Below are 20,752 nucleotides of genomic sequence, written 5' to 3'. Positions count from 1 at the left end.
AACGAGCCGCCGCCGCGAAGCGGCGGCAATAAGCAGGGGGGTGCAAATGGCCAAGAGGCCGCAACTGACTGGGCGGGCCGCCATCCTGGCCGTCGTGGTTTGCGCGATCGCGATGAGCCTGGCCTACCCTGTCCGCGAGTACATCAGCCTGCGCCGCAGCATCGCCGAGCACCGGGCGGAGAAGGCCAGGGTCGAGGCGGAGAAGCAGACGCTGCTGGAGCGCGACCGGCAGAGCGACGATCCCAACTGGATCAAGAAGACGGCCAAGGAACGGCTGCACTACTGCGGGCCAGGCGAGAAGTGCTACGTGGTGATGGACCAGCAGCAGATCAAGGAGCCGGCGGCCGTGCAGCAGGCGCCGGCGCCGCCGCCGTGGTACGAGACGCTCTGGGAGTCGGTGGAGGCCGCCGACAAGGGCACCGGCCGCCGGGCCGTGACGGGGAAGGAAAGTGTTGGACGGTAAAGACGTCGAGACAGTGCGACTGCAGCTCGGGCGGCCGCCCAGGGGGCTGCGCGGGGTGGCGCACCGCTGCCCGTGCGGCAACCCCGACGTGGTGGAGACCGCGCCGAGGCTGCCCGACGGCTCGCCCTTCCCGACTCTCTACTACCTGACCTGCCCCAAGGCGGCCTCGGCCATCGGCACGCTCGAAGGCTCGGGGCTGATGCGGGAGATGCAGGCCCGGCTGGCGACCGATCCCGAGCTGGCCGCCGCCTACCGCGCCGCGCACGACGACTACGTCGCCAGGCGCGACGAGGCGGCGAAGGAGGAGGGCCTGGAGCCGCTCCCGCGCGACATGCAGAGCACGGGCGGCATGCCGCTGCGGGTCAAGTGCCTGCACGCGCTCGTCGCGCACGAGCTGGCGGCGCCCGGCAGCAACCCGTTCGGCAGGGAGGCGCTCGACGCCCTCCCCGACTGGTGGAGTGACGGACCATGCGTGTAGCCGCCGTCGACTGCGGCACCAATTCCGTACGCCTGCTCATCGCCGACGTGGGCGACGATCTCATCGAGGACGTCGAACGGCGGATGGAGATCGTCCGCCTCGGCCAGGGCGTCGACAGGACCGGCAGGCTGGCCCCTGACGCCCTTGAGCGCACGTTCAAGGCCATGAGGGTCTACCGGGAGCTGATCGACCGGCACGGCGCCGTCAGGACGCGTGTGGTGGCCACCAGCGCGACCCGGGACGCGGCCAACAGGCAGGAGTTCGTGGACGGGGTCCGCGAGATCTTCGGGGTGGAGCCGGAGGTCGTGTCGGGGGCCGAGGAGGCGGAGCTCTCGTTCGTGGGGGCGACCAGGGGGCTGGTCCGGCTGTCGCCGGAGACCGAGATGCCGCAGGGGCCGCTGCCGCCGTACCTGGTGGTGGACATCGGCGGCGGGTCCACCGAGTTCGTGGTCGGCTCGGAGCACGCCGAGGCGGCGCTGTCGGTGGACATCGGCTGCGTGCGCCTGACCGAGCGGCACCTGAAGGAGGCCGGCGACCCGCCCTCCGCGCCCGCGCTGGAGGCCGTGGTGGCCGACATCGAGGCGGCGCTCGACCGGGTCGAGGCGGAGGTGCCCGTGCGGCGGGCCCGCACGCTGGTGGGGCTGGCGGGTTCGGTGACGACGGTCGCGGGGATGGTGCTCGATCTGCCCGCTTACGACTCGGCCAGAATTCATCACTCGCGGATTTCGGCCGGGCAAGTGCATGACGTGACGCGACGGCTGCTGGCGATGACCCATGGTGAGCGTGCCGAGGTCCCGGTGATGCATCCGGGAAGAGTGGACGTGATTGGCGCCGGCGCGCTAATTCTTGACCGGATCGTCCGTCGTTTCGCGTTTTCGCAGGTCGTGGTGAGCGAACACGACATTTTGGACGGTATCGCCTGGTCCATCGCCCGATAGCTGAAGAAATCCGGACATTTCCGGTCCATGGGCCGTGTTGAGCGTGCAATCAGTATTGTGGTTAGGTAAAGGGGCATTACGGGGGCTTTGCCATATTGCTGTGCACGGAAGGTGCCGGCGTGGCGACCGTTCCCGAGCGCGTCTCTTCCCTCAAAGGAATGGAGCACTCTCACATGATGTCTGTTGGGTTAGCACGTAAGGCGGCGGCGTTCGGCGCGTCCGCCGCGGTGCTGGCCGCCCTGGCCGCGGGCCTGGTCGCCAGCCCCGCCCAGGCGGCGACGGCCGCCACCACCAAGGCCGCTCCCAAGGTCTCGGTGTCGACGCCCGCGGTTTCCGGGGGCGACTACGAGGGAGCCTGCCCGGTCAAGGTCAACTTCTCGGCCAAGATCAAGGTTCCCGTCAAGGGCAAGACGGAGCTGGCCTACCGCTGGCTCCACGGCGACGGGTCCAAGAGCAAGGTCAAGGTGATCAAGCTCTCGGGCAAGGGTACCAAGTCGGTGACGGTCAGGCAGTCCATCACCTTCAAGGAAGACGTCAAGGGCTGGGAGGCCGTTCAGGTCCTCGGTCCGAAGAAGGTCACCTCGAAGAAGGGCTACTTCTCCGTCTCCTGTGAGGAGCCGAAGGAGGTTGGGCGAACGCAGCTCGACGTGTCGGTGTCCGCCCGCGCATGGGCCAGCCCCGACTCGTACGCGGGCCCCTGCACCCCCGGCGACAAGATCGACTTCGTTGGCGTGATCGAGGCCAACCGCCCGACGTGGGTCCGCTACCGCTGGGTTCTCAACGGTGAAGTGGCCGACTACGGCAGGGTCAAGGTCTACGACACGCGCAAGGTCGGCTTCGGGATCTCCCCGCGTCACAGCCAGCGCGGCTGGGCGCAGCTCGAGATCCTGGGCCCCGAGGGCGCCTCCTCCAACCGGGCCTACTACAAGGTCTGGTGCAAGGACGAGGCCCCGGCCTCGCGGGTCTCCGCCTCCGCCTCGGTGGCCACGACCAACGACTGCAAGGTCGCCGCGACCGGCACCATCACCTCGACCGGCGCCGGCCGGGTCTCCTGGACCTGGTCCGTGAACGGCAAGGCGGTGTCCAGCGGTGCGACCTACTTCGACCGGAACGGCGGCACGAAGAGCGTCGACTCGCTCTCCAGCGCGCTGACCGGCGATGACGCCAAGGGCGGCACGGTCACCCTGTTGGTCTCGGGACCGGACAACAGTGACGTCGTCACCAAGTCCTACGCCGCCTGCGCGGCAACGCTCCCGGCCCCGGCCGCCTCCACGCCTTCCGCGTGAGCACGGCCGAGTGACTGACTGAGAGCCGGGTGGCACCTTCGGGCGCCACCCGGCTTTCTTGTTGTCACTATTCTGCTTTGCGCAGTAGTGTGCTTTACGTGGATAGCAGCCAGCTCCTCAAGGGCGTGCTCGACCTGGCCGTGCTCGCCGTGCTCAACGAGCGCGACGGCTACGGCTACGACGTCGTGCGCCGGCTGAGGGAGGCGGGCCTGGAGGAGGTGGGCGACGCCTCGGTCTACGGCACGCTGCGCCGCCTGTTCAAGGCCGGGGCGCTGACGTCGTACGTGGTCGCCTCGGACGAAGGACCGCACCGCAAGTACTACGGGCTCAACGAGGTCGGCCGGAGCATGTACGCCACTTCGGCCAAGACCTGGACCTCGTTCTCGGCGACCATGGCATCCCTGCTCAAGGAGGGACAAGCATGACCCCCGAACAGTACGCGCAGGCCGTACGGGATGCCCTGGCAGACCATCCCGAGCGGGGCGAGTTACTCGAAGACCTCGACGACCACCTGGCCGAGATCGCGGCGGAGTCGGAGCTGCCGCTGGAGGACCGGCTGGGCCCGCCCGAGGTCTACGCCGAGGAGCTGGCGGCCGCCTACGGGGACCGCCCTGAGGGCGGCCGGAAGCGCCGCGTCGATCCGCGGGCGTGGGCGCTGGGCGCGCACACCCGGCTGATGGACCAGGGGCCGTACCGGAGCTTCGTGGGCTTCCTGCCGGAGCTGCGCCCCGGATGGTGGGTGCTGCGCGGCTACCTGCTGGCCATGCTGCTGCTGGCGATGACCGGCGAGGGCGGGCTCGTCCCGCCGAACCCGGCCGGCTGGGCCCTGGCCGCCGCGGGCGTCTGGGTCTCGGTCTGGATCGGCAGGCGGCGCAGGGGACGGCTGGCCGCGGGACTCGTCGGGGCGCTCAACCTGGTCGCGGCGCTGACGTTGTTCGCCGGGATCGTGGACGCGGCGTCGTACGGCTCCGAGCAGGTGCGCGTCGTCATGGCGAACCAGGAGCCGGTGTGGGTGGGCGAGGCGTCGTCCAACGACCGCGTCTACAACATCAAGCCGTACGCCAAGGACGGCACCCCGCTGAGCGACGTCTACCTCTACGACCAGGACGGCAAGCCGCTGACCACCAACCCCGAGGACTTCGGATACAGGGTGGACAGGTCGTGCGGGGAGCCCATACTCAACCGCTACCCGCTGCCGCTGGTCCAGGACGGCCTCGCGGATCCGCAGACCACGCCGGAGCCGAGGCCGAGCTGCTCGACGGCCACTCCCACGCCGAAGCCCGCCAAGTGATCGGGCACCATCGGTGTCATGAGCTTCGTACCTCCTGGCACCGGCTGGCCGGAAGACCCGGCGACCGCTGACACCCCGGTCGCCCTCGATCCCGCGGACGTGCGCCGCCTCGCCGCCACCAGTGACACCCTCGCGGAGCTCACGGCCGGGCAGTCCGTCTGCCGTGCCTGTCCCCGCCTGGTGGAGTGGCGTGAGCAGGTCGCCGAGGTGAAGCGGCGCGCGTTCGCGGACGAGACGTACTGGGGCCGCCCGGTCCCCGGCTGGGGCGCCGAGCGCCCGCGGATCCTGCTGGTCGGCCTGGCCCCGGCCGCCCACGGGGGTAACCGCACCGGGCGGATCTTCACCGGCGACCGCAGCGGCGACTGGCTGTTCGCCTCGCTGCACCGCACCGGCCTGGCCGCGCAGGAGACCAGCACGCACGCCGGGGACGGGCAGGAGCTCATCGGCGCGCGGGTGGTGGCCTCGGTGCGCTGCGCGCCGCCCGCGAACAAGCCGCTGCCCTCGGAGAAGGCCGCCTGCTTCCCGTGGATGGCCAGGGAGGTCGCGCTGGTGGCGCCGTACGTACGGGTGATCGTGGCGCTCGGCGGGTACGCCTGGCAGGCCGTGTGGCCCGCGCTCAAGGACGCCGGCTACGAGCTGCCGCGCACCAGGCCGCCGTTCGGGCACGGGGCCGAGGTGGAGGTCCGCCACGGTGAGACCCCCGTCACGCTGATCGGCTGCTACCACCCCAGCCAGCAGAACACGTTCACCGGCCGCGTGACCGCCCAGATGCTCGACGACGTCTTCACCAGGGCCAGGTCACTGGCTGTGTGACGCGTTCCACCACCCCCGGATTGGATTCATCAAGAGCGCTTGACGTAAGCTTGTGAATGCTTTCACAAGCACTCCACGAGGGATGGGGCCTCAGGATGAACAAGCACATCTTGATCGTCGGCGGTGGATACGTCGGCCTGTACACAGCGCTCCGGCTGCAGCGCAGACTCCAGCGTGAGCTGCGCGGCGGCGAGGCACGCATCACGATCATCGACCCCCAGTCCTACATGACCTACCAGCCCTTCTTGCCTGAGGCGGCGGCGGGTAACCTCTCACCCCGGCACGTGGTGGCGCCGCTGCGGCGGATCCTGCCCAAGGTGCGGATCCTCAACGGCAGGGTCACCAAGGTCGACCACTCCGAGCGCACCGTCACCTTCCAGCCGCCCGAGGGCGCGCCGCGCCAGGTGGCCTACGACGTGATCGTGATGGCCGCCGGATCGATCTCGCGTACGCTGCCCATCCCCGGCCTCACCGACATCGGCATCGGCTTCAAGGCCGTGGGCGAGGCCATCGCCCTGCGCAACCGCGTGCTGCACCTGCTGGACGTGGCCGAGTCGACCGACGACCCGGAGGTGCGGCGCAAGGCGCTCACGTTCGTCGTGGTCGGCGCCGGCTTCGCGGGCGTCGAGGCGCTCGCCGAGCTGGAGGACATGGCCAAGGACTCGACGCGCTACTACCGCAACATCAAGCCGTCCGACGTCCGCTGGGTGCTCGTGGAGGCCTCCAACCGGGTGCTGCCCGAGGTCGGCCCCGAGATGGGCAGGTGGACCCTGGAGCAGCTGCGCGAGCGCGGCATCGACGTCAAGCTCGAAACCCGCCTGGAGTCCTGCACCGACGGGCACGTGATCCTCTCGGACGGCTCGGAGTTCGACGCGGAGACCCTCGTGTGGACCGCGGGCGTCAAGCCCAGCCCCGTGGTCAACGACAGCGACCTGCCGCTCGACGAGCGCGGCCGGATCAAGTGCACCGCCATGCTCACCATCGCCGGCACGAACGACGCCTTCGCGGCGGGAGACGCCGCGGGGGTGCCCGACGTCACGAACCCCGGCCAGTACTGCGCCCCGAACGCCCAGCACGCCGTCCGCCAGGCCAAGGTGCTGGCCGACAACATCGTCCGTCACCTGCGTGGCCAGCAACTGGTCGAATACCGCCACAAGTATGTCGGATCGGTTGCCGGGCTGGGCCTGCATCAGGGTGTCGCCAATGTCTATGGCGTCAAGCTTCGCGGATTCCCTGCGTGGTTCATGCACCGGACCTACCATCTGTCGCGGGTGCCGACGCTGAACCGCAAGGTCCGCGTCGTCGTCGATTGGACCCTGGCCCTGTTCTTCAAGCGCGAGACGATCTCGCTGGGTGAGATGGAGCACCCGCGTGAGGACTTCAGGGCCGCAGTCGCGACGACCCGTCGCTAGCCCAGGAACGGCAAGCGCCCCGGCGAACCTCGCCGGGGCGTTTTCGGCACCCCTGGTCGCAAGCGGAAGGGGTACCACGGGTGGGGCTCTCAGCGGTGACCGTGCTCGGCGTCGACCGGCCCGGCGTGATCGCCGCGGTCACCGGTTCGCTCGCCGACTGCGGAGCGAACATCCAGGACTCGACGATGACGTTGCTCGGCGGTCACGTGGCGATGATGCTGCTGGTGTCGGGCGACCTCGACTCGGCCGAGCTGCTGAAACGCCTGTGCGCGCCCGATCTCGTGGTGACCGCCTCCGCCATCGAGGCCCAGCGGCACTTCTGCGAGGAGGGCGGCGGCCTGGGTTACGTGCTGACCGTGCACGGGCCCGACCGGCCCGGGATCATCTCGGCCATCAGCGCCGTGCTCGCCGCCGACCGAGGCAACATCACCGGGATGAGCACCAGGCTCACCGGCCGTCTCTACGTGCTGATCGCGGACGTCGAGCTACCGAAGGAGGTGGACGTGGCGGCGCTCATGCGCAGGCTGGCGGCCGTCGGCGCCAGCCTCGACTCGGAGATCACCTTCCGCCCCGTCGAACCGGACCTGCTGTGAACGAGCAGGAGGACATGTGAACGGGTGGGGCGGCGTGCCTTGGGCGGCGCCCGGCGGCCGATTGGGGACCCCGCGCGAGGTTCTCGACGCCCCGCACCCGCTCCTGTCCGCCGCCGCGGAGCCGGTCGACCCTACCGCCCCCGAGATCGTGGCCGCCGCCGCCGATCTCCTGGCCACCCTCCGCCGGGGGCCCGCCACGACCGGGCTGGCCGCCCCCCAGATCGGCCTGAGGTGGCGCCTGATCGCCTTTGACGCCGGGCTCCACCCTCGGAGTCGTTCGTGGGCCGGAGAGCTCGTCCTGGCCAATCCACGCCTCGCCAGAGCGTCCCACTGGGACCCCGGGCGCGAGGGCTGCACCTCCATCACGGGACTCACGGCCGATGTCCTCCGCGCCACCCGTATCACCGTACGTGGGCATTTGCCAGGTACGGGGGAGCCCGTCACCATCGAAGCGGATGCCTTCGAAGCCCGCTGCATTCAGCACCAACTCGACCATCTGGACGGTCTACTCTTCTTGGACAGAGTCCCCGGAGCCCTCTCACTTCACCGCAGACTTCACAGTTGTGGCGCCTGATGCGAAGTTGTGCTCTTCTGAACCATGGTCTGTTTCGTATGATTGCGGCGCCCCCGTAGCCCAATGGCAGAGGCAAACCCCTTAAAAGGGTTGACGTGCGGGTTCGAATCCCGCCGGGGGCACTTGCCGTCTTCATCGCCTTTAGGTCCCTGACCTGGAGGTTTACCGCGATCGTCGGACAGGCTTGCTGCGGCCGATATCGAGTTGTTATGGAGTTGCGCCGCCTCCGGGCGCTCCGCCCCTGGTGGAAGGGGTCTCCGGGCGCCGATGCCGGACCGGTTGAGTCCGACCTGGAGCGGCCGAGTAAGCTCAGGTGGGCGTCGTTTACTTTCTTCTTCGGCCATATTGACAACGCGCCGTCTTTCTGCATCTTCGGGGTTCTCCCGAACGTTTCTTTCTGTGAATGCTTGACTACGCCATTACTGCCGGTCTTTTCGCGTGGACGCACAGTAAATGGGGCGCGCGGAGCTCCTGGCGCCGGGGTCGTGGATGATCTTGAAAGTGGAGCTCGATGACCTTGGGAACTCTCGGCCGGGCACGTTCGTTGGGAAGCTGCCGAAGTCCCGAATGAACATCGATCTAACACGTCAGTTGACCAAGGTGTCGCCGCGCCCCGTAGGCTCGGCGTCACAGGAGGCAGCGATGGAGAGCAAGAACCCCGTTTTCAGCAGGTCGCGGCAGCAGTCCGCGGGCTGGGCCGGCCCGGCCCCGTCCCCCAGCCAGCTGCAGAACATGTACGACGCGCCGTCGTACGCGCAACCCACTCGGCCCGCGTACCGCACCATGACGCTAGACGACGTCGTCGTGCGCGGGTTTCTCACCCTCGGGGCTCTCGTCGCGGCCGCTGCCGCGGCCTGGGTCCTCAACGTCCCGCCTGGGATCGCCATCGGCGCCGCGATCGTCGCGCTGATCCTCGGGCTGATCGCCTCGTTCACCCAGAGCACCAACCCGGCGCTCATCCTGGGGTACGCCGTCTTCGAGGGCGTGTTCCTCGGCAAGATCAGCTCCGTCTTCGAGGGCCTCGTCAGCGGCATCGTCCTGCAGGCCGTGCTCGGCACGGCGTTCGCGTTCGGCGCGGTGCTGACGGTCTACTCGTTGCGGATCATCCGCGTCACACCCAAGCTCGTGAAGTTCGGCCTCGCGGCCGGCATCGCGGCGCTCGGGCTGCTGCTCGTCAACCTCATCCTCGGCTTCTTCGTCGACGGTGGTCTCGGCCTGCGCACCGACAGCCCGATCGGCTGGGTGTTCAGCATCGTCATGATCCTGATCGGCTGCTTCTTCCTGCTGCTCGACTTCGACTCGATCGAGCAGGGCGTGCGGCAGGGGGCGCCGGAGAAGTTCGCCTGGCAGTGCGCGTTCGGTCTGACGCTGAGCCTGGTCTGGATCTACCTCGAGGTGCTCCGGTTCGTCAGCTATTTCACCAGTAGTGACTGATCGTTAACGTCCGCGTCACCACCGAGGGCCTCGCCGTTCAGGCGGGGCCCTCTCCGTGTGCGACCGAAAATCTACGTGCCGTCACGAAATGATGCCTGGTTAGGGGGTTGCCATTCGGACGCTGGTGTTGCAGTGTCGAGCAAAGGACCGTTATCCGCGGAGGTGCCCATGTCCTTGAACCACTCACCGGAGACGCAGACCAAGCTGATCGCCAGAGTCCCGTCCATAACGGGGCGCGAACTCCCAGAGTGGTTCCAAGCCATCGACAACGGCCCGGCTTTCCTGAGGTGCGACGAGCGGGCCAACTGGCTTGCCGACGAGCACGGGCTATCCCACGGCTACGCCGCCGCGATCGTGCACGAACACGAGCGGCACCGCCGTAACCGCATGGGCTTCATCTAAGCCCATCCATCCCCGCGCCCGTGCCCTAAGCGCGGGCGCGTCCTCATGGCCGTCATCATGAGGGGATGGATCTCGACAAGGCACTCGCCTTCCTTCGCACCCACCACCACGCCGTCCTGCTCACCAGCCATCGCGACGGGCGCCCGCAGATGTCCCCGGTGGTCGTCGGCGTCTCGGGCGGCCAGATCATCGTCAGCACCCGCGAAACGGCCGCCAAGGTCCGCAACGCCCGCCGCGACCCGCACGTCTCGCTGTGCGCCTTCACCGACGGCTTCTACGGCGAATGGATCCAGGTGGACGGCACCGCCGACGTCCAGTCGCTCCCGGAGGCCATGGAGGGCCTGGTCTCCTACTATCGCGACATCTCCGGCGAGCACCCGGACTGGGACGACTACCGCGCCGCCATGACCCGCGAACGCCGCGTCCTCCTCCGCATCACCCCCCACCACGCCGGCCCCGACACCCACGGCTGACCCCAGCGCCCCCGTGGTGGGGTGCGGCGGGGCGAGTCGCGACGGTGCCCGGCGAACGGCGCTCAGACAGCGGTGGCGGCGCTGACGGCGCTGGGCTGGCGTGCGCCCGGCCCACCGGATGGCGCGCGCCGGGCGACGTGCGCGGGGCGACGTGCGTTGCGGGGGAACGTAACCGGGCCACCGCGTAAAGGATGCCTAAGAAAGGCGCTCGAGGATCATCGCCATCCCCTGGCCGCCGCCCACGCACATGGTTTCGAGGCCGATGCTCTTGTCGTGGTGCTGCAGGCTGTTGATCAGCGTGGACGTGATGCGCGCCCCCGTCATCCCGAACGGGTGCCCCACCGCGATCGCCCCGCCGTTGACGTTGAGCCGGTCCAGCGGGATCCCCAGATCCCGATAGGACGGGATCACCTGGGCGGCGAACGCCTCGTTGATCTCCACGAGGTCGACGTCCTCGATCGCCATCCCCGCCCGCGCGAGCGCCTGCTTCGAGGCCTCCACCGGCCCCAGCCCCATGATCTCCGGGGACAGCCCGGTGACCCCGGTCGAGACGATCCGGGCCAGGGGCGTGATCCCGAGTTCGGCCGCCTTCACGTCGCTCATCACGATCACGGCCGCCGCCCCGTCGTTCAGCGGGCAGCAGTTGCCGGCGGTCACGGTCCCGTCGGGCCGGAAGACCGGCTGGAGGGTGGCGACCTTCTCGTACGTCGTCCCCGCCCGCGGCCCGTCGTCCTTCTCCACCACCGTCCCGTCCGGCAGCGTCACCGGCGTGATGTCCTTGGCCCAGAACCCGTCGGCCAGCGCCTTCTCGGCCAGGTTCTGCGAGCGCACCCCGAACTCGTCCTGCTCCTGGCGGGTGACGCCCTTGAGCTGGGCGAGGTTCTCGGCGGTCTGCCCCATCGCGATGTAGATGTCAGGGACGGCGCCGTCCTCGCGCGGGTCGTGCCACACCTTCCCGCCCTCGGCGAAGGACTTGGTACGCGCCAGGGCGTCCAGGAAGAGGGGGTTGTGCGTGTCGGGCAGCGAGTCGGAGTTGCCCTTCGTGAACCGGGACACGGTCTCCACCCCGGCCGACACGAACACGTCCCCCTCGCCCGCCTTGATCGCGTGGAAGGCCATCCGCGTGGTCTGCAGCGACGAGGAGCAGTAGCGCGTCACGGTCGTGCCGGGCACGTTGTCCAGCCCGAGCATCACCGACACCACCCGGGCCATGTTGAACCCCTGCTCGCCCCCCGGCAGCCCGCACCCCAGCATGATGTCGTCGATGGACGAGGGATCGAGCTGGGGCACCTTGGCCAGCGCCGCCTGGATCATCTGCACGGTCAGGTCGTCGGGGCGGATCCCCTGGAGCGAGCCCTTGAAGGCCCGGCCGATCGGGGAACGCGCGGTCGCGACGATGACTGCCTCGGGCATGGCCCCTCCTTTGTCGGTGCTACCGATAGAACTATATTCCGGTCCTATCCGTACATACCCGGTGCGGTGGAGGTTTGGTCGTTGATCGCGTGGATGGCCCCCTTCTCGTCGCGCCACAGCCGCCACCCGTCCTGGCTGCCGGTGAACCAGGGCGGCGGCACGACCGCGCCCTGGACCCGCTTGCCGGTGGCCAGGTCGTACTCGCAGACGGCGGCCGTCGAGTAGAAGCCCGGCGCCTGCCCGCGCAGCGGCAGCGGCTTGGGGTCGGTGACGCAGAAGGACCAGCCGTGCTGCTCCTCCACCGGCACCGGCTTGCCCGAGGCCAGGTCGAACGCCGTGCCCTTGGCGTCGTGCTTGAGGAAGCCCAGCTTGTCCATCCGGTCGGGGAAGGCCAGCCACCAGCCGGACCCGGGCACGTCGGCCGCGCTGACCTGCCCGACCACCCGGCCGCTCTCCGAGTCCAGCCGGGCGAAGCCGCCGTAGGCCCCCTGGCGGTCGACAGGGCGTACGACGGGGGCGAAGCCGGGGTTGCCGCTCGGATAGACGCGTACGACCGAGGGCCGCATCCAGTTGATCGTCCCGTCGGCGATCTTGACGGAGAAGAGGCCGAAGGTGGAGACCTTCTTCGTCTGGGGGTTCGTGTAAGGGGCGACGTAGCCGACCAGATTGTCGCCGGTGGCCCCGAACGCCCACCCGCCCGACATGTCGATCCCCGGGCCGAGCGCCTGCTCGATCGGCTGCTGCCACTGGAGCTTGCCGGTCTTGAGCTCGTACGACTCGATCATGGGGTTGGCGGCCAGCCTGAGCAGCAGGACCCGGCTCGGGTCCGACCACTCCACCTCGGAGATCCCCGGCAGTTTCCACAGGGTCTTCCCGGTGGCCGGGTCGAGCACCACCATGCGAGCCTTGGTCAGGGCGGTGTGCTCCGACACGCAGACGTACGGCCCGCAGCGCTGCGGCCCGAACGTCGAGTGCACCGGCCTGCTCCACTTCTGCGCCCCCGAGCGCGCGTCGCGGGCGACGAGCGTGGCGTTCCAGCGGCCGCTCTTGGCCGGGTCGAGAGCGACGACCACGCCCTGGCCCGGGGACGTCTCGACGAGCGCCGGGGCCGAGACGCCCATCCCGGGCAGGCGGCCGGCCATCGTGGCCGGGTAGGCCCACAGCCGCTTGCCGTCGCGCAGCCCGACGGCGACGGTCTCCAGCGAGCCGTCGGGCTTGATGGAGGTGGCGGCGACGACCCCGCCCGCCACCGCCATCCGGCTGACGGCGTTGACCTGGGTGTTCTGCCAGGTCGGGAAGTTCGGGGTGGTGGCCGCGTCGCTGCCGGAGCAGGCGGCCGCGGCGAGGACTCCGACAAGGGTTCCGGCGAGGGCGACGGACGGTTTCCAGAGGGGTCGCTGCACGGGCAATCCACTCCAAAGGGGACGAGGAGTGGCGACGCGGGCGCGCAGAGTGACCGACATCTGGCTCGGCGGGCCTTGACGGGGGACGTCAGGCGTCGTCGAGCGTCTCGCCGAGCCGGGACGTCAGACGCCGGGCGTCGTTGAACGTCTCGCCGAGTCGCCGGCGGAACAACGACGCCCACTTCCCGTGCAGGCCCGTCGCCCGTCCGTCGACCCGGGTCGCGGTGACCTCGGTGCCGGGCTCCTCCGCGGCCGTAGCCGCCGCAAGGTAGATCGGTTGTAGTGCTTCGCCGCGTGCGGGACGCGGCTCAGGCCACAGCCCCAACGCAGCGCACACTGACGGTAGCACCGCGTAAGCGGCCTGCGCGTAACCTCGGGCAGATGGATGGAAACGATCCGGTCCGAACATTTCTGCCGGATTTGTAGCGAACTCGGGGCCCAGGAGGTCGGCGAACGCCACCGTCCGGCCGCCGGCGTCCACCACCGCCACCGTCTGGGCCGCGGCGAGCTGGCGGCTCCACCGCCGCGCCACCCAGCGCAGCGGCTGCCCGATCGGCCGCACCGTGCCGAGGTCGGGACAGGTGCCCACGACCACCTCGACCCCCGCGCCCCGCAACCGCCGCACGGCTTTGGTCAGATGGCGTACGGCGGTCGCGGGCGCCGTCTGCGTGATGATGTCGTTGGCCCCCACGAAGATCACCGCGATGTCGGGCTCCACGGCCAGGGCCTTGTCCACCTGGTCGCCGAGTTCGGACGAGGGCGCGCCCGACTTGCCGACGACGAGCAGGCGTACCGGGCGTTCGGCGACCGAGGCCAGGCCGTGCGCGAGCAGCCCGCCGGGGGTCTGGGCGGGGTCGGTCAGGCCGAGCCCGACCGAGGTGGAGTCGCCGAGCATGGCGAGCTTGAGCGGCTCGCCGGGAAAGTCGCCGTACGTGCCGTCGGAGGGCGGCCCGTCCAGGCCGTGCGGCTGCCCGATGGCCCTGCGCGCGAGCAGTCCTTCGGCGATCAGCAGTCCGTACGCCGTCGCGCCCAGGGCCGTCAGCCCACCGCCTCCGAGCGCCGCCGCCGTGGCGATCTTGCGGGCGGCGCGTGCCATACCAGCTGGCCAGACCACGGTACGTGCCCTCCTAGTCGAACTCAGCGGTAGCGTTTGCTTGAAAACTAGCCGAGTGCCGGCCACCCCCACTGGATCTCGGCCACAGGCAAGCTGACCAAGCTTCGGTAAAGAAGGTGAACACCTCGGTGCGCGTTTACGATTCCCTGGTTGATCTCATGGGGAACACTCCGCTCGTCCGGCTGCACAAGGTCAACGCGGGGTTGTCCGCACAGGTGCTGGCCAAGGTCGAGTACTTCAACCCCGGCGGCTCGGTCAAGGACCGCATCGCCGTCCGGATGATCGAGGCCGCGGAGGCGTCCGGCGAGCTGCGTCCTGGGAGCGTGATCGTCGAGCCGACCTCCGGCAACACGGGGGTGGGCCTGGCGATCGTGGCCCAGCAGAAGGGTTACCGGTGCCTGTTCGTGGTGCCCGACAAGGTGGCCCAGGACAAGATCGCGGTCCTCAGGGCATACGGCGCCGAGGTCGTGGTCTGCCCGACCGCCGTCTCGCCCGACCACCCCGACTCGTACTACTCGGTCTCCGACCGGCTGGCCCGCGAGGTGCCGAACGCCTGGAAGCCCGACCAGTACTCCAACGTCAACAATCCCGACTCCCACTACCACTCGACGGGTCCGGAGATCTGGGAGCAGACCGAGGGCCGGATCACCCACTTCGTCGCGGGCATCGGCACCGGCGGCACGATCAGCGGCACCGGCCGCTATCTCAAGGAGGTCTCCGGCGGCCGCGTGAAGATCATCGGGGCCGACCCGGAGGGTTCGGTCTACTCCGGCGGCTCCGGCCGCCCGTACCTGGTGGAAGGGGTGGGCGAGGACATCTGGCCCGCCACGTACGACACCAAGATCTGCGACGAGATCATCGCGGTGTCCGACAAGGACTCCTTCACCATGACCCGCAGGCTCGCCCGCGAGGAGGGACTGCTGGTCGGCGGCTCCTGCGGGATGGCGGTCGTGGCGGCGCTGCGGGTGGCGGCCACGGCCGCGCCCGACGACGTGATCGTCGTGCTGCTTCCCGACGGCGGGCGCGGCTACCTGTCCAAGATCTTCAACGACGACTGGATGGCCGACTACGGCTTCCTGACGACGTCCTCCGAGGAGGGGCTGGTCGCCGACGTGCTGGCGCGGAAGGGGGCAGGGCTGCCGGAGTTCGTGCACGCGCATCCGCACGAGTCGGTGGGCACGGCCATCTCGATCATGCGGGAATACTCGGTGTCCCAGCTGCCGGTGATGAAGGAGGAACCGCCGGTCATGGCGGCCGAGGTGGTCGGCTCCATCGTCGAGCGCGATCTCCTCGAAGCCCTCTACCACGGCAGACTCTCCTCCGACGACCCGATCGGTGATCACATGTCGGCGCCACTACCCATGATCGGCAGTGGTGAACCTGTGGCCCGTGCGGTGGAAGCGCTGGAGAAGGCCGATGCGGCCGTTGTGCTGGAAGACGGCAAGCCCTCGGGCATGATCACCCGCCAGGACCTGCTCGCCTTCCTGGCCAATCACTGATGAGAAATCTGCGATGTCGGACTGCCGCTACGGCCTTCACCGGGCTCGACAGCAGGGCGGCAGGCTGATGGGCAGGTTTCTCATCAGCCAGCCCGTTTGATCGACTCGATCACGGTGCCGAGCCCCTCGTGGCCCCGGCCCTCGGCGTCGGCGCGCTCGAACAACGCCTTGAGCGCGCCCGGCACCGTGGTCTCCAGCCCGGCCTCGGCCAGCGCCTCCACGGCGTGGCCGATGCCGACGGCCTGCATGTGCAGGGAGTTCTGCTCACCCGGATATTCACCGGCCTCGAAGCACTCGGCCAGGATCTTGGCGTACCCCATGGGCCCCTCACCGCCCAGCTGGGTGAACAGGTCCCGGGCGAACGGCAGGAACTCGGCCGGCGAGGTCCCCGCCGTGCGCAGCATCGCCATGGCGTGCATGAAGCTGGTCAGGCTCGACCAGAAGATCAGGAGCTGGGCCTGGTAGTACATCATCGCCAGCGCCTGGTCCTGCCCGACGTAGGTGACCTCGCTCAGCGCCTCCAGCGTCCCGGCGTGTCGGTCGAGGACGTCCTTGGGGCCGCTGTAGAAGGTGTACGCCCCCGGCTGCCCGATCCCCGGCGGCGGCACCATGATGCCCGCCGTGATCAGCGTGCCGCCGCGCTCCTCCACCCACCGGGCCGCTCGGCGCAGCGCCTCCGGGGTGTCGGAGCTGAGGTTGACCACCACCTTCCCGTCCAGCCTGGCCTCGCCGAGGCTGTCGTACATCGCCTGGTAGCTGATCTGGCTGATCACCAGCAGGTCGCCGTCCGCCGCGCTCGCCGCCTGCCTCGCGCCCTTGGCGACCAGCGGTCCCGTCCTGCTCGCCGTACGGTTCCAGACCGCCACCTCGTGCCCGGCGGCCAGGAACGTCTCGGCCATCTTGGAGCCCATCGGGCCCATTCCCACAACTGTCACTCGACTCATGCCCGACACCCTCGGGCACGCCGCTACGGAAATCCTTCGGGCCCGCCACGGGTTGGGTACTGACGTGGTGCGATTCGGAGTGCTGGGGCCGCTGGAGGTCTGGGCCGAGGACGGCACGTCCGTCCCGGTGGCCGAGCCCAAGGTACGCGCGCTCCTCGCCGACCTGCTGGCGCACGGGGGCGGGCCGGTCTCGGTGGACCGGCTGATCGACGACCTCTGGGGCGCCGCGGCCGGTCGCAACCCGGTCGGCACCCTCCAGGCCCGCGTCTCCCAGCTGCGCCGCGCCCTGGGCGGCCCCGGCCTGGTCGTGCACGGGCCCGCCGGGTACCGGCTGGCCTCCCACGAGTGCGACGCCCGGGGATTCCGTGCCCTCGTGGAGCGCCGGTCCCCTGATCCCCGCACGCGCGCGGCCGAGCTGGAGCAGGCGCTGGCGCTGTGGCGCGGGCCCGCGTACGCCGACTTCGCCGACGCCGCCTTCGCGCTCCCGGAGGCCGCGCGCCTGGAGGAGACGCGCCTCACGACGCTGGAGGAGCAGGCGGAGGTACGCCTCGAGCTGGGCGAACCCGTGGACCTGGGCGACCTGGTGGCCCGCCACCCGCTGCGCGAACGGCTGGTCGCCGCCCACATGACGGCGCTCTACCGGGGCGGGCGGCAGAGCGAGGCCCTGGCCGCCTACGAGGGCCTGCGCAGGCGGCTGGGGGAGGACCTCGGGCTCGACCCGTCACCCGCGCTGGCCGGCCTCCACCAGGCCATCCTGCGCCAGGACCCCGGCCTGACGCCCCGGCAGCCCGCCTCCGCGGCGGCGCCCGCCACCAACCTGCCCGCGCCCCTCACCGACCTGGTCGGCCGGGAGGGGGAGCTGGTCGAGGTCCGTGCGCTGCTGGCCGCCTCCCGCCTGGTCACGCTCACCGGGCCGGGCGGCGTCGGCAAGACCCGGCTCGCCCTGGCCGCCGCCTCGGACGCGGGGCCGGACTTCCCCGACGGGGTGTGGCTGGCCGAGCTGGCGGGGGCGGCCGAGGCCGCCGAGGCGGTGGCAACCGTGCTCGGCGTGCGGGACGACGACACCGCCCCGCTCGCGCCCAGGCTGGCCGGGGCGCTGGCGGGCAAGCGCCTGCTGCTCGTCCTCGACAACTGCGAGCACCTGGTGGAGCAGGCGGCCGAGCTGGCCGCCGCCCTCCTGCGCGCCGCCCCCGGGCTGCGCGTGCTGGCCACGAGCCAGGAGCCGCTGGGCGTGACCGGCGAGTCCGTACGCGTGGTGCCGCCCCTGCCCGAGCCCGAGGCCGTACGGCTCTTCACGGCCCGGGCGAACGTCCCGCCGAGCGAGACCGTGGCCACCATCTGCCGGCGCCTCGACGGCATCCCGCTGGCCCTCGAACTGGCCGCCACCCGCGTGCGCGCCCTCGGGGTGCGGGAGCTGGCCGACCGGCTGGACGACCGGTTCAGGCTGCTCAGCGCGGGCATGCGGGACGCGCCGGCGCGGCAGCGCACGCTCCGGGCGATGATCGACTGGAGCTGGGAGCTGCTGAGCGAACCCGAGCGCGTCGTGCTGCGGCGGCTGGCCGTGCACGCCGACGGGTGCACGCTGGAGGCGGCCGAGGAGGTGTGCGCCGAGCCCGGCGTCGACGTGCTCGACACCGTGGCCAGGCTGGTGGACCGGTCGCTGGTGGTGCGCGTGGCCGGGCCGCGCTACCGCCTGCTGGAGTCCGTGACGGCGTACTGCGTGGAGCGGCTGCGGGAGGCGGGCGAGTACGACGCGATCAGGGAGCGCCACGCCCGCCACTACACGGCCCTGGCCGAACGGGCGGACCTCAAGGGGCCCGGGCAGCGGGAGTGGCTCGCCCGGCTCGACGCCGAGGGCGCCAACCTCCGGCTCGCCCTCGCAGGGCCGGAGCCGCTGCGCCTGGTCAACGCCCTGGCCTGGTACTGGTTCCTGCGCGGGCGCCTGCGCGAGGCCCGCCGCTCCCTGTCGGCGGCTCTGGGGAGGCACGCCACCTCCGGAGCGCAGGCGGCGCGGGCGTCGGTCTGGCTGGCCGGGATCGAGCTGCTGATCGGCGAGCCCGCCTCTCCGGTCCGGCGGGCCGAGCTCGACCCGTCGGGCGCGGCGCTGGCCGACTGGTTCCTGAGCCACGTCCGGTGGGCCTACGGCGACAGGCGGGCACACGAGGTGGCGGCGGAGCGCGCGCTGGCGGCCTACCGGGAGCTGGACGATCAGTGGGGTGTGGCGGCGGCGCTCTGCCTGCGCGGGAAGCTGGCCGTCGGCCGGGCCGACCTCGCGGCGATGGAACGCGACGGCGAGCGGGGCCTGGCGATCTTCCGGGAGCTCGAGGACGAGTGGGGACAGATCGAGGCCATGGACGTGCTCGACCGGGCGGCGGAGATCCGCGGCGACTACGCCAGGGCCGCCCGGCTGCGGGAGGAGGCGCTGCGGCTGGCGGAGGAGCTGGGGTTCGAGGTGTCGTTCAGGGTGGCCGCTCTGGGGCGGATCGCGATGTTGTCCGGCGACTACGAGCGGGCCGACCACCACCACGAGCGCGCCAGGCGGCTGGCGGTCGAGCAGTCGTACAAGTCCGCCGAGGAGAACGCCGTGCTCGGCCTGGCCCTGAGCGCCCGGCGGCAGGGCAGGTACGAGGAGGCGGAGTCGTACCTGCTGTCCCTGCTCGACTGGCTGCGGCAGGTGCGGGGGACGCCCGGGATCGCGTTCGTCATGGCGGAGCTAGGCTTCGCGGCCGAGCAGCGCGGAGCCGCGGCGCTCGCGCTGGCCAGGCATCGCGAGGGGTACGAGGCCGCGCGGGCGAGCGGCGATCCCCGGGCGGTCGCGCTGGCGCTCGAGGGCCTGGCGGGAGCCCTGTCGCTCAACCAGTCGCCCGACCAGGTAGGCGGGCTGGTGGAGGCGGCCAGGCTGATCGGGGCGGCCACGGCCATGCGGGAGGCGGTGGGGGCGCCCCTGCCGGTGGGCGAGTGGCTGGACGTGGAGCGGATCGGCGGGAGGCTGCGTGCCGTCCTGGGCGGCGAGGCGTTCGAGCAGGCCCTACGGGAGGGGGAACTCGGCGACCACCTCCCAGGCGCCTTCGGCGGACGGGCCCGCGTAGAGCCGGCCGCCCAACGCCTCCACCCGCTCGGCCATCCCGACCAGCCCGAACCCGCCGCCGAGGCGCGACACCTTCGGATCTGACCCCGACCCGAAGTTCCGCACCCGCAGCACCGCCACCTTCTCGAAGCGCCGCAGACCCGCCTCGACCCAGGCGGTACGGGAGGCGTGCTTGCGGATGTTGGTCAGCGACTCCTGGAGCACCCGGTGCAGGGTGGTCATGACCTCGGGCGGCAGCGTGCGATCGTCGAGCCCCTGCCCGATCTCGAACGCCACCTTCGGCCCTTCGGCGGAGAACCGTTCGGTCAGCATCCGCAGGTCGGCCAGCGTGACGCCGGGTTTGCGGGCCGCGTCGTCCTCGGTGCGCAGCACCGTGACCATGCGCCGCATCGAGGTGAGCGCCTCCGACCCGGCCGTGGCGATCGCGTCGAGGGCGGGCGCCACCGCCTCCGGCTTGGTCTCGGCGACCGTGCGGGCGGCCTGGGCCTGGACGACGATGCCCGTGATGTAGTGGGCGACCAGGTCGTGCAGCTCCCTGGCCAGCTCCAGTCGTTCCGCCCGCCGTACCGAATGGACGGCCTCCGTGCGGCGCTCCTGCTGGAAGCGGAGGTAACCGCCGACCCCGGCCGCTGTCGACCACCCCGCGAACAGCAGGAACGAGAACGCCAGCCCCGCGTTGTTGTACCTGCGCCCGACGGCCTCGGCCAGCAGCACGATCAGGCCCACGCACGCGAGCACCGCCGCCCGCCGCACCGGCTCCACGTGCCGCAGCACGCCGATGATCAGGATGAGCAGCGATCCCGTCTCCGCCATGCCGGGCACGCCCGTCGTCTCGATGCTGCCGATGACGATCGACGTGCTGAACGACAGGGCCAGCATGATGCTGAACCCCTCGATCCGGTAGCGGCGCCGCAGCACCACGGCCGTGATGCCGGCCGCGCCGCAGACGGGCACGAGCCACTGGACGCCTCCGGTGACGCCGGCGAGCACGAGGTCGAGCAGCAGCATCATGCCGAGCCAGCCGAGCATGGCGATCTCGCTCAGCCGCCGGATCCAGTACACGATGCGCTTGCTCTCCACCACGGCCTCGAGCCTAGGCCGGAAGTCGGACATCTCGTATCAACCGTTCGGCCG

The 20,752-nt window shown here is 70.7% G+C and carries 19 protein-coding genes, 1 tRNA gene and 1 pseudogene; 16 read left to right on the top strand and 5 right to left on the bottom strand.

Annotation, left to right across the window (positions count from 1 at the left end):
* Positions 1 to 46: 46 nt before the first annotated feature.
* From ACFKCF_RS21930 to ACFKCF_RS21865, 14 genes are all read left to right on the top strand, one after another.
* Positions 47 to 463, top strand: coding sequence for a septum formation initiator family protein (locus ACFKCF_RS21930; protein WP_394496163.1), 417 nt, complete (start codon positions 47 to 49; stop codon positions 461 to 463).
* Entirely contained in the window at positions 453 to 941 is a 489-nt protein-coding gene (locus ACFKCF_RS21925; RefSeq protein WP_394496162.1) for a DUF501 domain-containing protein, read from the top strand. The genes ACFKCF_RS21930 and ACFKCF_RS21925 overlap by 11 nt, the downstream gene beginning before the upstream one ends.
* The gene (locus tag ACFKCF_RS21920; RefSeq protein ID WP_394496160.1) at positions 932 to 1,879 is read left to right on the top strand and encodes an exopolyphosphatase; all 948 of its coding nucleotides are present in this window, start codon (positions 932 to 934) and stop codon (positions 1,877 to 1,879) included. The genes ACFKCF_RS21925 and ACFKCF_RS21920 overlap by 10 nt, the downstream gene beginning before the upstream one ends.
* Before the next feature lie 173 nt (positions 1,880 to 2,052).
* Positions 2,053 to 3,165, top strand: coding sequence for a hypothetical protein (locus tag ACFKCF_RS21915; protein WP_394496159.1), 1,113 nt, complete (start codon positions 2,053 to 2,055; stop codon positions 3,163 to 3,165).
* A gap of 98 nt (positions 3,166 to 3,263) precedes the next feature.
* Positions 3,264 to 3,590 carry a PadR family transcriptional regulator gene (locus ACFKCF_RS21910; protein ID WP_355197401.1) on the top strand — a complete coding sequence of 109 codons (327 nt, stop codon included), beginning with the start codon at positions 3,264 to 3,266 and terminating at the stop codon, positions 3,588 to 3,590.
* A complete protein-coding gene (locus ACFKCF_RS21905) occupies positions 3,587 to 4,456 on the top strand; it encodes a hypothetical protein (RefSeq protein WP_394496158.1) in 870 nt (289 codons plus the stop codon). The genes ACFKCF_RS21910 and ACFKCF_RS21905 overlap by 4 nt, the downstream gene beginning before the upstream one ends.
* Positions 4,457 to 4,474: 18 nt before the next feature.
* Positions 4,475 to 5,269 carry a uracil-DNA glycosylase gene (locus ACFKCF_RS21900; RefSeq protein WP_394496156.1) on the top strand — a complete coding sequence of 265 codons (795 nt, stop codon included), beginning with the start codon at positions 4,475 to 4,477 and terminating at the stop codon, positions 5,267 to 5,269.
* Between the two features lie 95 nt (positions 5,270 to 5,364).
* The gene (locus tag ACFKCF_RS21895) at positions 5,365 to 6,681 is read left to right on the top strand and encodes an NAD(P)/FAD-dependent oxidoreductase (protein ID WP_394496155.1); all 1,317 of its coding nucleotides are present in this window, start codon (positions 5,365 to 5,367) and stop codon (positions 6,679 to 6,681) included.
* A gap of 80 nt (positions 6,682 to 6,761) precedes the next feature.
* Entirely contained in the window at positions 6,762 to 7,274 is a 513-nt protein-coding gene (locus ACFKCF_RS21890) for a glycine cleavage system protein R (RefSeq protein ID WP_394496154.1), read from the top strand.
* Between the two features lie 16 nt (positions 7,275 to 7,290).
* Positions 7,291 to 7,848 (top strand): peptide deformylase, encoded by a 558-nt coding sequence (locus ACFKCF_RS21885; RefSeq protein ID WP_394496152.1) that lies wholly within the window; start codon positions 7,291 to 7,293, stop codon positions 7,846 to 7,848.
* Between the two features lie 49 nt (positions 7,849 to 7,897).
* Positions 7,898 to 7,970 (top strand) — tRNA-Leu (locus tag ACFKCF_RS21880).
* A gap of 520 nt (positions 7,971 to 8,490) precedes the next feature.
* Entirely contained in the window at positions 8,491 to 9,282 is a 792-nt protein-coding gene (locus tag ACFKCF_RS21875; protein WP_394496151.1) for a Bax inhibitor-1/YccA family protein, read from the top strand.
* A gap of 168 nt (positions 9,283 to 9,450) precedes the next feature.
* On the top strand, positions 9,451 to 9,684 hold the full coding sequence (locus ACFKCF_RS21870; protein WP_185068609.1) for a DUF4287 domain-containing protein: 234 nt from the start codon (positions 9,451 to 9,453) through the stop codon (positions 9,682 to 9,684).
* 65 nt (positions 9,685 to 9,749) lie between these two features.
* A complete protein-coding gene (locus tag ACFKCF_RS21865; protein WP_394496150.1) occupies positions 9,750 to 10,157 on the top strand; it encodes a PPOX class F420-dependent oxidoreductase in 408 nt (135 codons plus the stop codon).
* Positions 10,158 to 10,352: 195 nt separating this feature from the next.
* On the opposite strand, the gene ACFKCF_RS21860 is transcribed toward ACFKCF_RS21865, so the two are convergent.
* The 3 genes from ACFKCF_RS21860 to ACFKCF_RS21850 form a co-directional block, all read right to left on the bottom strand.
* Entirely contained in the window at positions 10,353 to 11,570 is a 1,218-nt protein-coding gene (locus ACFKCF_RS21860; RefSeq protein WP_394496148.1) for an acetyl-CoA C-acetyltransferase, read from the bottom strand.
* 44 nt (positions 11,571 to 11,614) lie between these two features.
* Positions 11,615 to 12,973, bottom strand: a complete 1,359-nt coding sequence (locus ACFKCF_RS21855; RefSeq protein ID WP_394496147.1) for a PQQ-binding-like beta-propeller repeat protein — start codon at positions 12,971 to 12,973, stop codon at positions 11,615 to 11,617.
* Between the two features lie 88 nt (positions 12,974 to 13,061).
* Entirely contained in the window at positions 13,062 to 14,069 is a 1,008-nt protein-coding gene (locus ACFKCF_RS21850; protein WP_394496145.1) for an SGNH/GDSL hydrolase family protein, read from the bottom strand.
* A gap of 146 nt (positions 14,070 to 14,215) precedes the next feature.
* Between ACFKCF_RS21850 and ACFKCF_RS21845 the strand changes: the two genes are divergently transcribed.
* Entirely contained in the window at positions 14,216 to 15,586 is a 1,371-nt protein-coding gene (locus ACFKCF_RS21845; RefSeq protein WP_394496143.1) for a cystathionine beta-synthase, read from the top strand.
* 83 nt (positions 15,587 to 15,669) lie between these two features.
* Here the strand turns inward: ACFKCF_RS21845 and ACFKCF_RS21840 are convergent, their stop codons facing one another.
* Positions 15,670 to 16,530 (bottom strand): NAD(P)-dependent oxidoreductase, encoded by an 861-nt coding sequence (locus ACFKCF_RS21840; protein ID WP_394496142.1) that lies wholly within the window; start codon positions 16,528 to 16,530, stop codon positions 15,670 to 15,672.
* 64 nt (positions 16,531 to 16,594) lie between these two features.
* Here ACFKCF_RS21840 and ACFKCF_RS21835 point away from each other — a divergent pair, with 64 nt between their 5' ends.
* Entirely contained in the window at positions 16,595 to 19,702 is a 3,108-nt protein-coding gene (locus ACFKCF_RS21835; protein WP_394496140.1) for a BTAD domain-containing putative transcriptional regulator, read from the top strand.
* Here ACFKCF_RS21835 and ACFKCF_RS21830 read toward each other — a convergent pair.
* Positions 19,625 to 20,431 (bottom strand): annotated as a pseudogene (locus ACFKCF_RS21830) (sensor histidine kinase); the annotation flags it as partial. The gene ACFKCF_RS21835 and the pseudogene ACFKCF_RS21830 sit on opposite strands and share 78 nt — an antisense overlap.
* Positions 20,432 to 20,752: the final 321 nt, after the last annotated feature.

Origin of the sequence: Nonomuraea sp. JJY05 (assembly GCF_043496855.1) — a bacterium.
GTDB lineage: Bacteria > Actinomycetota > Actinomycetes > Streptosporangiales > Streptosporangiaceae > Nonomuraea.
Note: the sequence above shows the minus strand (reverse complement) of the source record. Positions and strands in the feature narration are given on the sequence as shown.

What these genes read in the sequence shown, in the direction of transcription:
- ACFKCF_RS21905 (WP_394496158.1), top strand. Translation starts at nt 3,587, where the DNA reads ATGACCCCCGAACAGTACGCGCAGGCCGTACGGGATGCCCTGGCAGAC.
- ACFKCF_RS21865 (WP_394496150.1), top strand. Translation starts at nt 9,750, where the DNA reads ATGGATCTCGACAAGGCACTCGCCTTCCTTCGCACCCACCACCACGCC.
- ACFKCF_RS21930 (WP_394496163.1), top strand. Translation starts at nt 47, where the DNA reads ATGGCCAAGAGGCCGCAACTGACTGGGCGGGCCGCCATCCTGGCCGTC.
- ACFKCF_RS21870 (WP_185068609.1), top strand. Translation starts at nt 9,451, where the DNA reads ATGTCCTTGAACCACTCACCGGAGACGCAGACCAAGCTGATCGCCAGA.
- ACFKCF_RS21850 (WP_394496145.1), bottom strand. Translation starts at nt 14,069, where the DNA reads ATGGCACGCGCCGCCCGCAAGATCGCCACGGCGGCGGCGCTCGGAGGC.
- ACFKCF_RS21915 (WP_394496159.1), top strand. Translation starts at nt 2,053, where the DNA reads ATGATGTCTGTTGGGTTAGCACGTAAGGCGGCGGCGTTCGGCGCGTCC.
- ACFKCF_RS21895 (WP_394496155.1), top strand. Translation starts at nt 5,365, where the DNA reads ATGAACAAGCACATCTTGATCGTCGGCGGTGGATACGTCGGCCTGTAC.
- ACFKCF_RS21875 (WP_394496151.1), top strand. Translation starts at nt 8,491, where the DNA reads ATGGAGAGCAAGAACCCCGTTTTCAGCAGGTCGCGGCAGCAGTCCGCG.
- ACFKCF_RS21860 (WP_394496148.1), bottom strand. Translation starts at nt 11,570, where the DNA reads ATGCCCGAGGCAGTCATCGTCGCGACCGCGCGTTCCCCGATCGGCCGG.
- ACFKCF_RS21920 (WP_394496160.1), top strand. Translation starts at nt 932, where the DNA reads ATGCGTGTAGCCGCCGTCGACTGCGGCACCAATTCCGTACGCCTGCTC.
- ACFKCF_RS21900 (WP_394496156.1), top strand. Translation starts at nt 4,475, where the DNA reads ATGAGCTTCGTACCTCCTGGCACCGGCTGGCCGGAAGACCCGGCGACC.
- ACFKCF_RS21840 (WP_394496142.1), bottom strand. Translation starts at nt 16,530, where the DNA reads ATGAGTCGAGTGACAGTTGTGGGAATGGGCCCGATGGGCTCCAAGATG.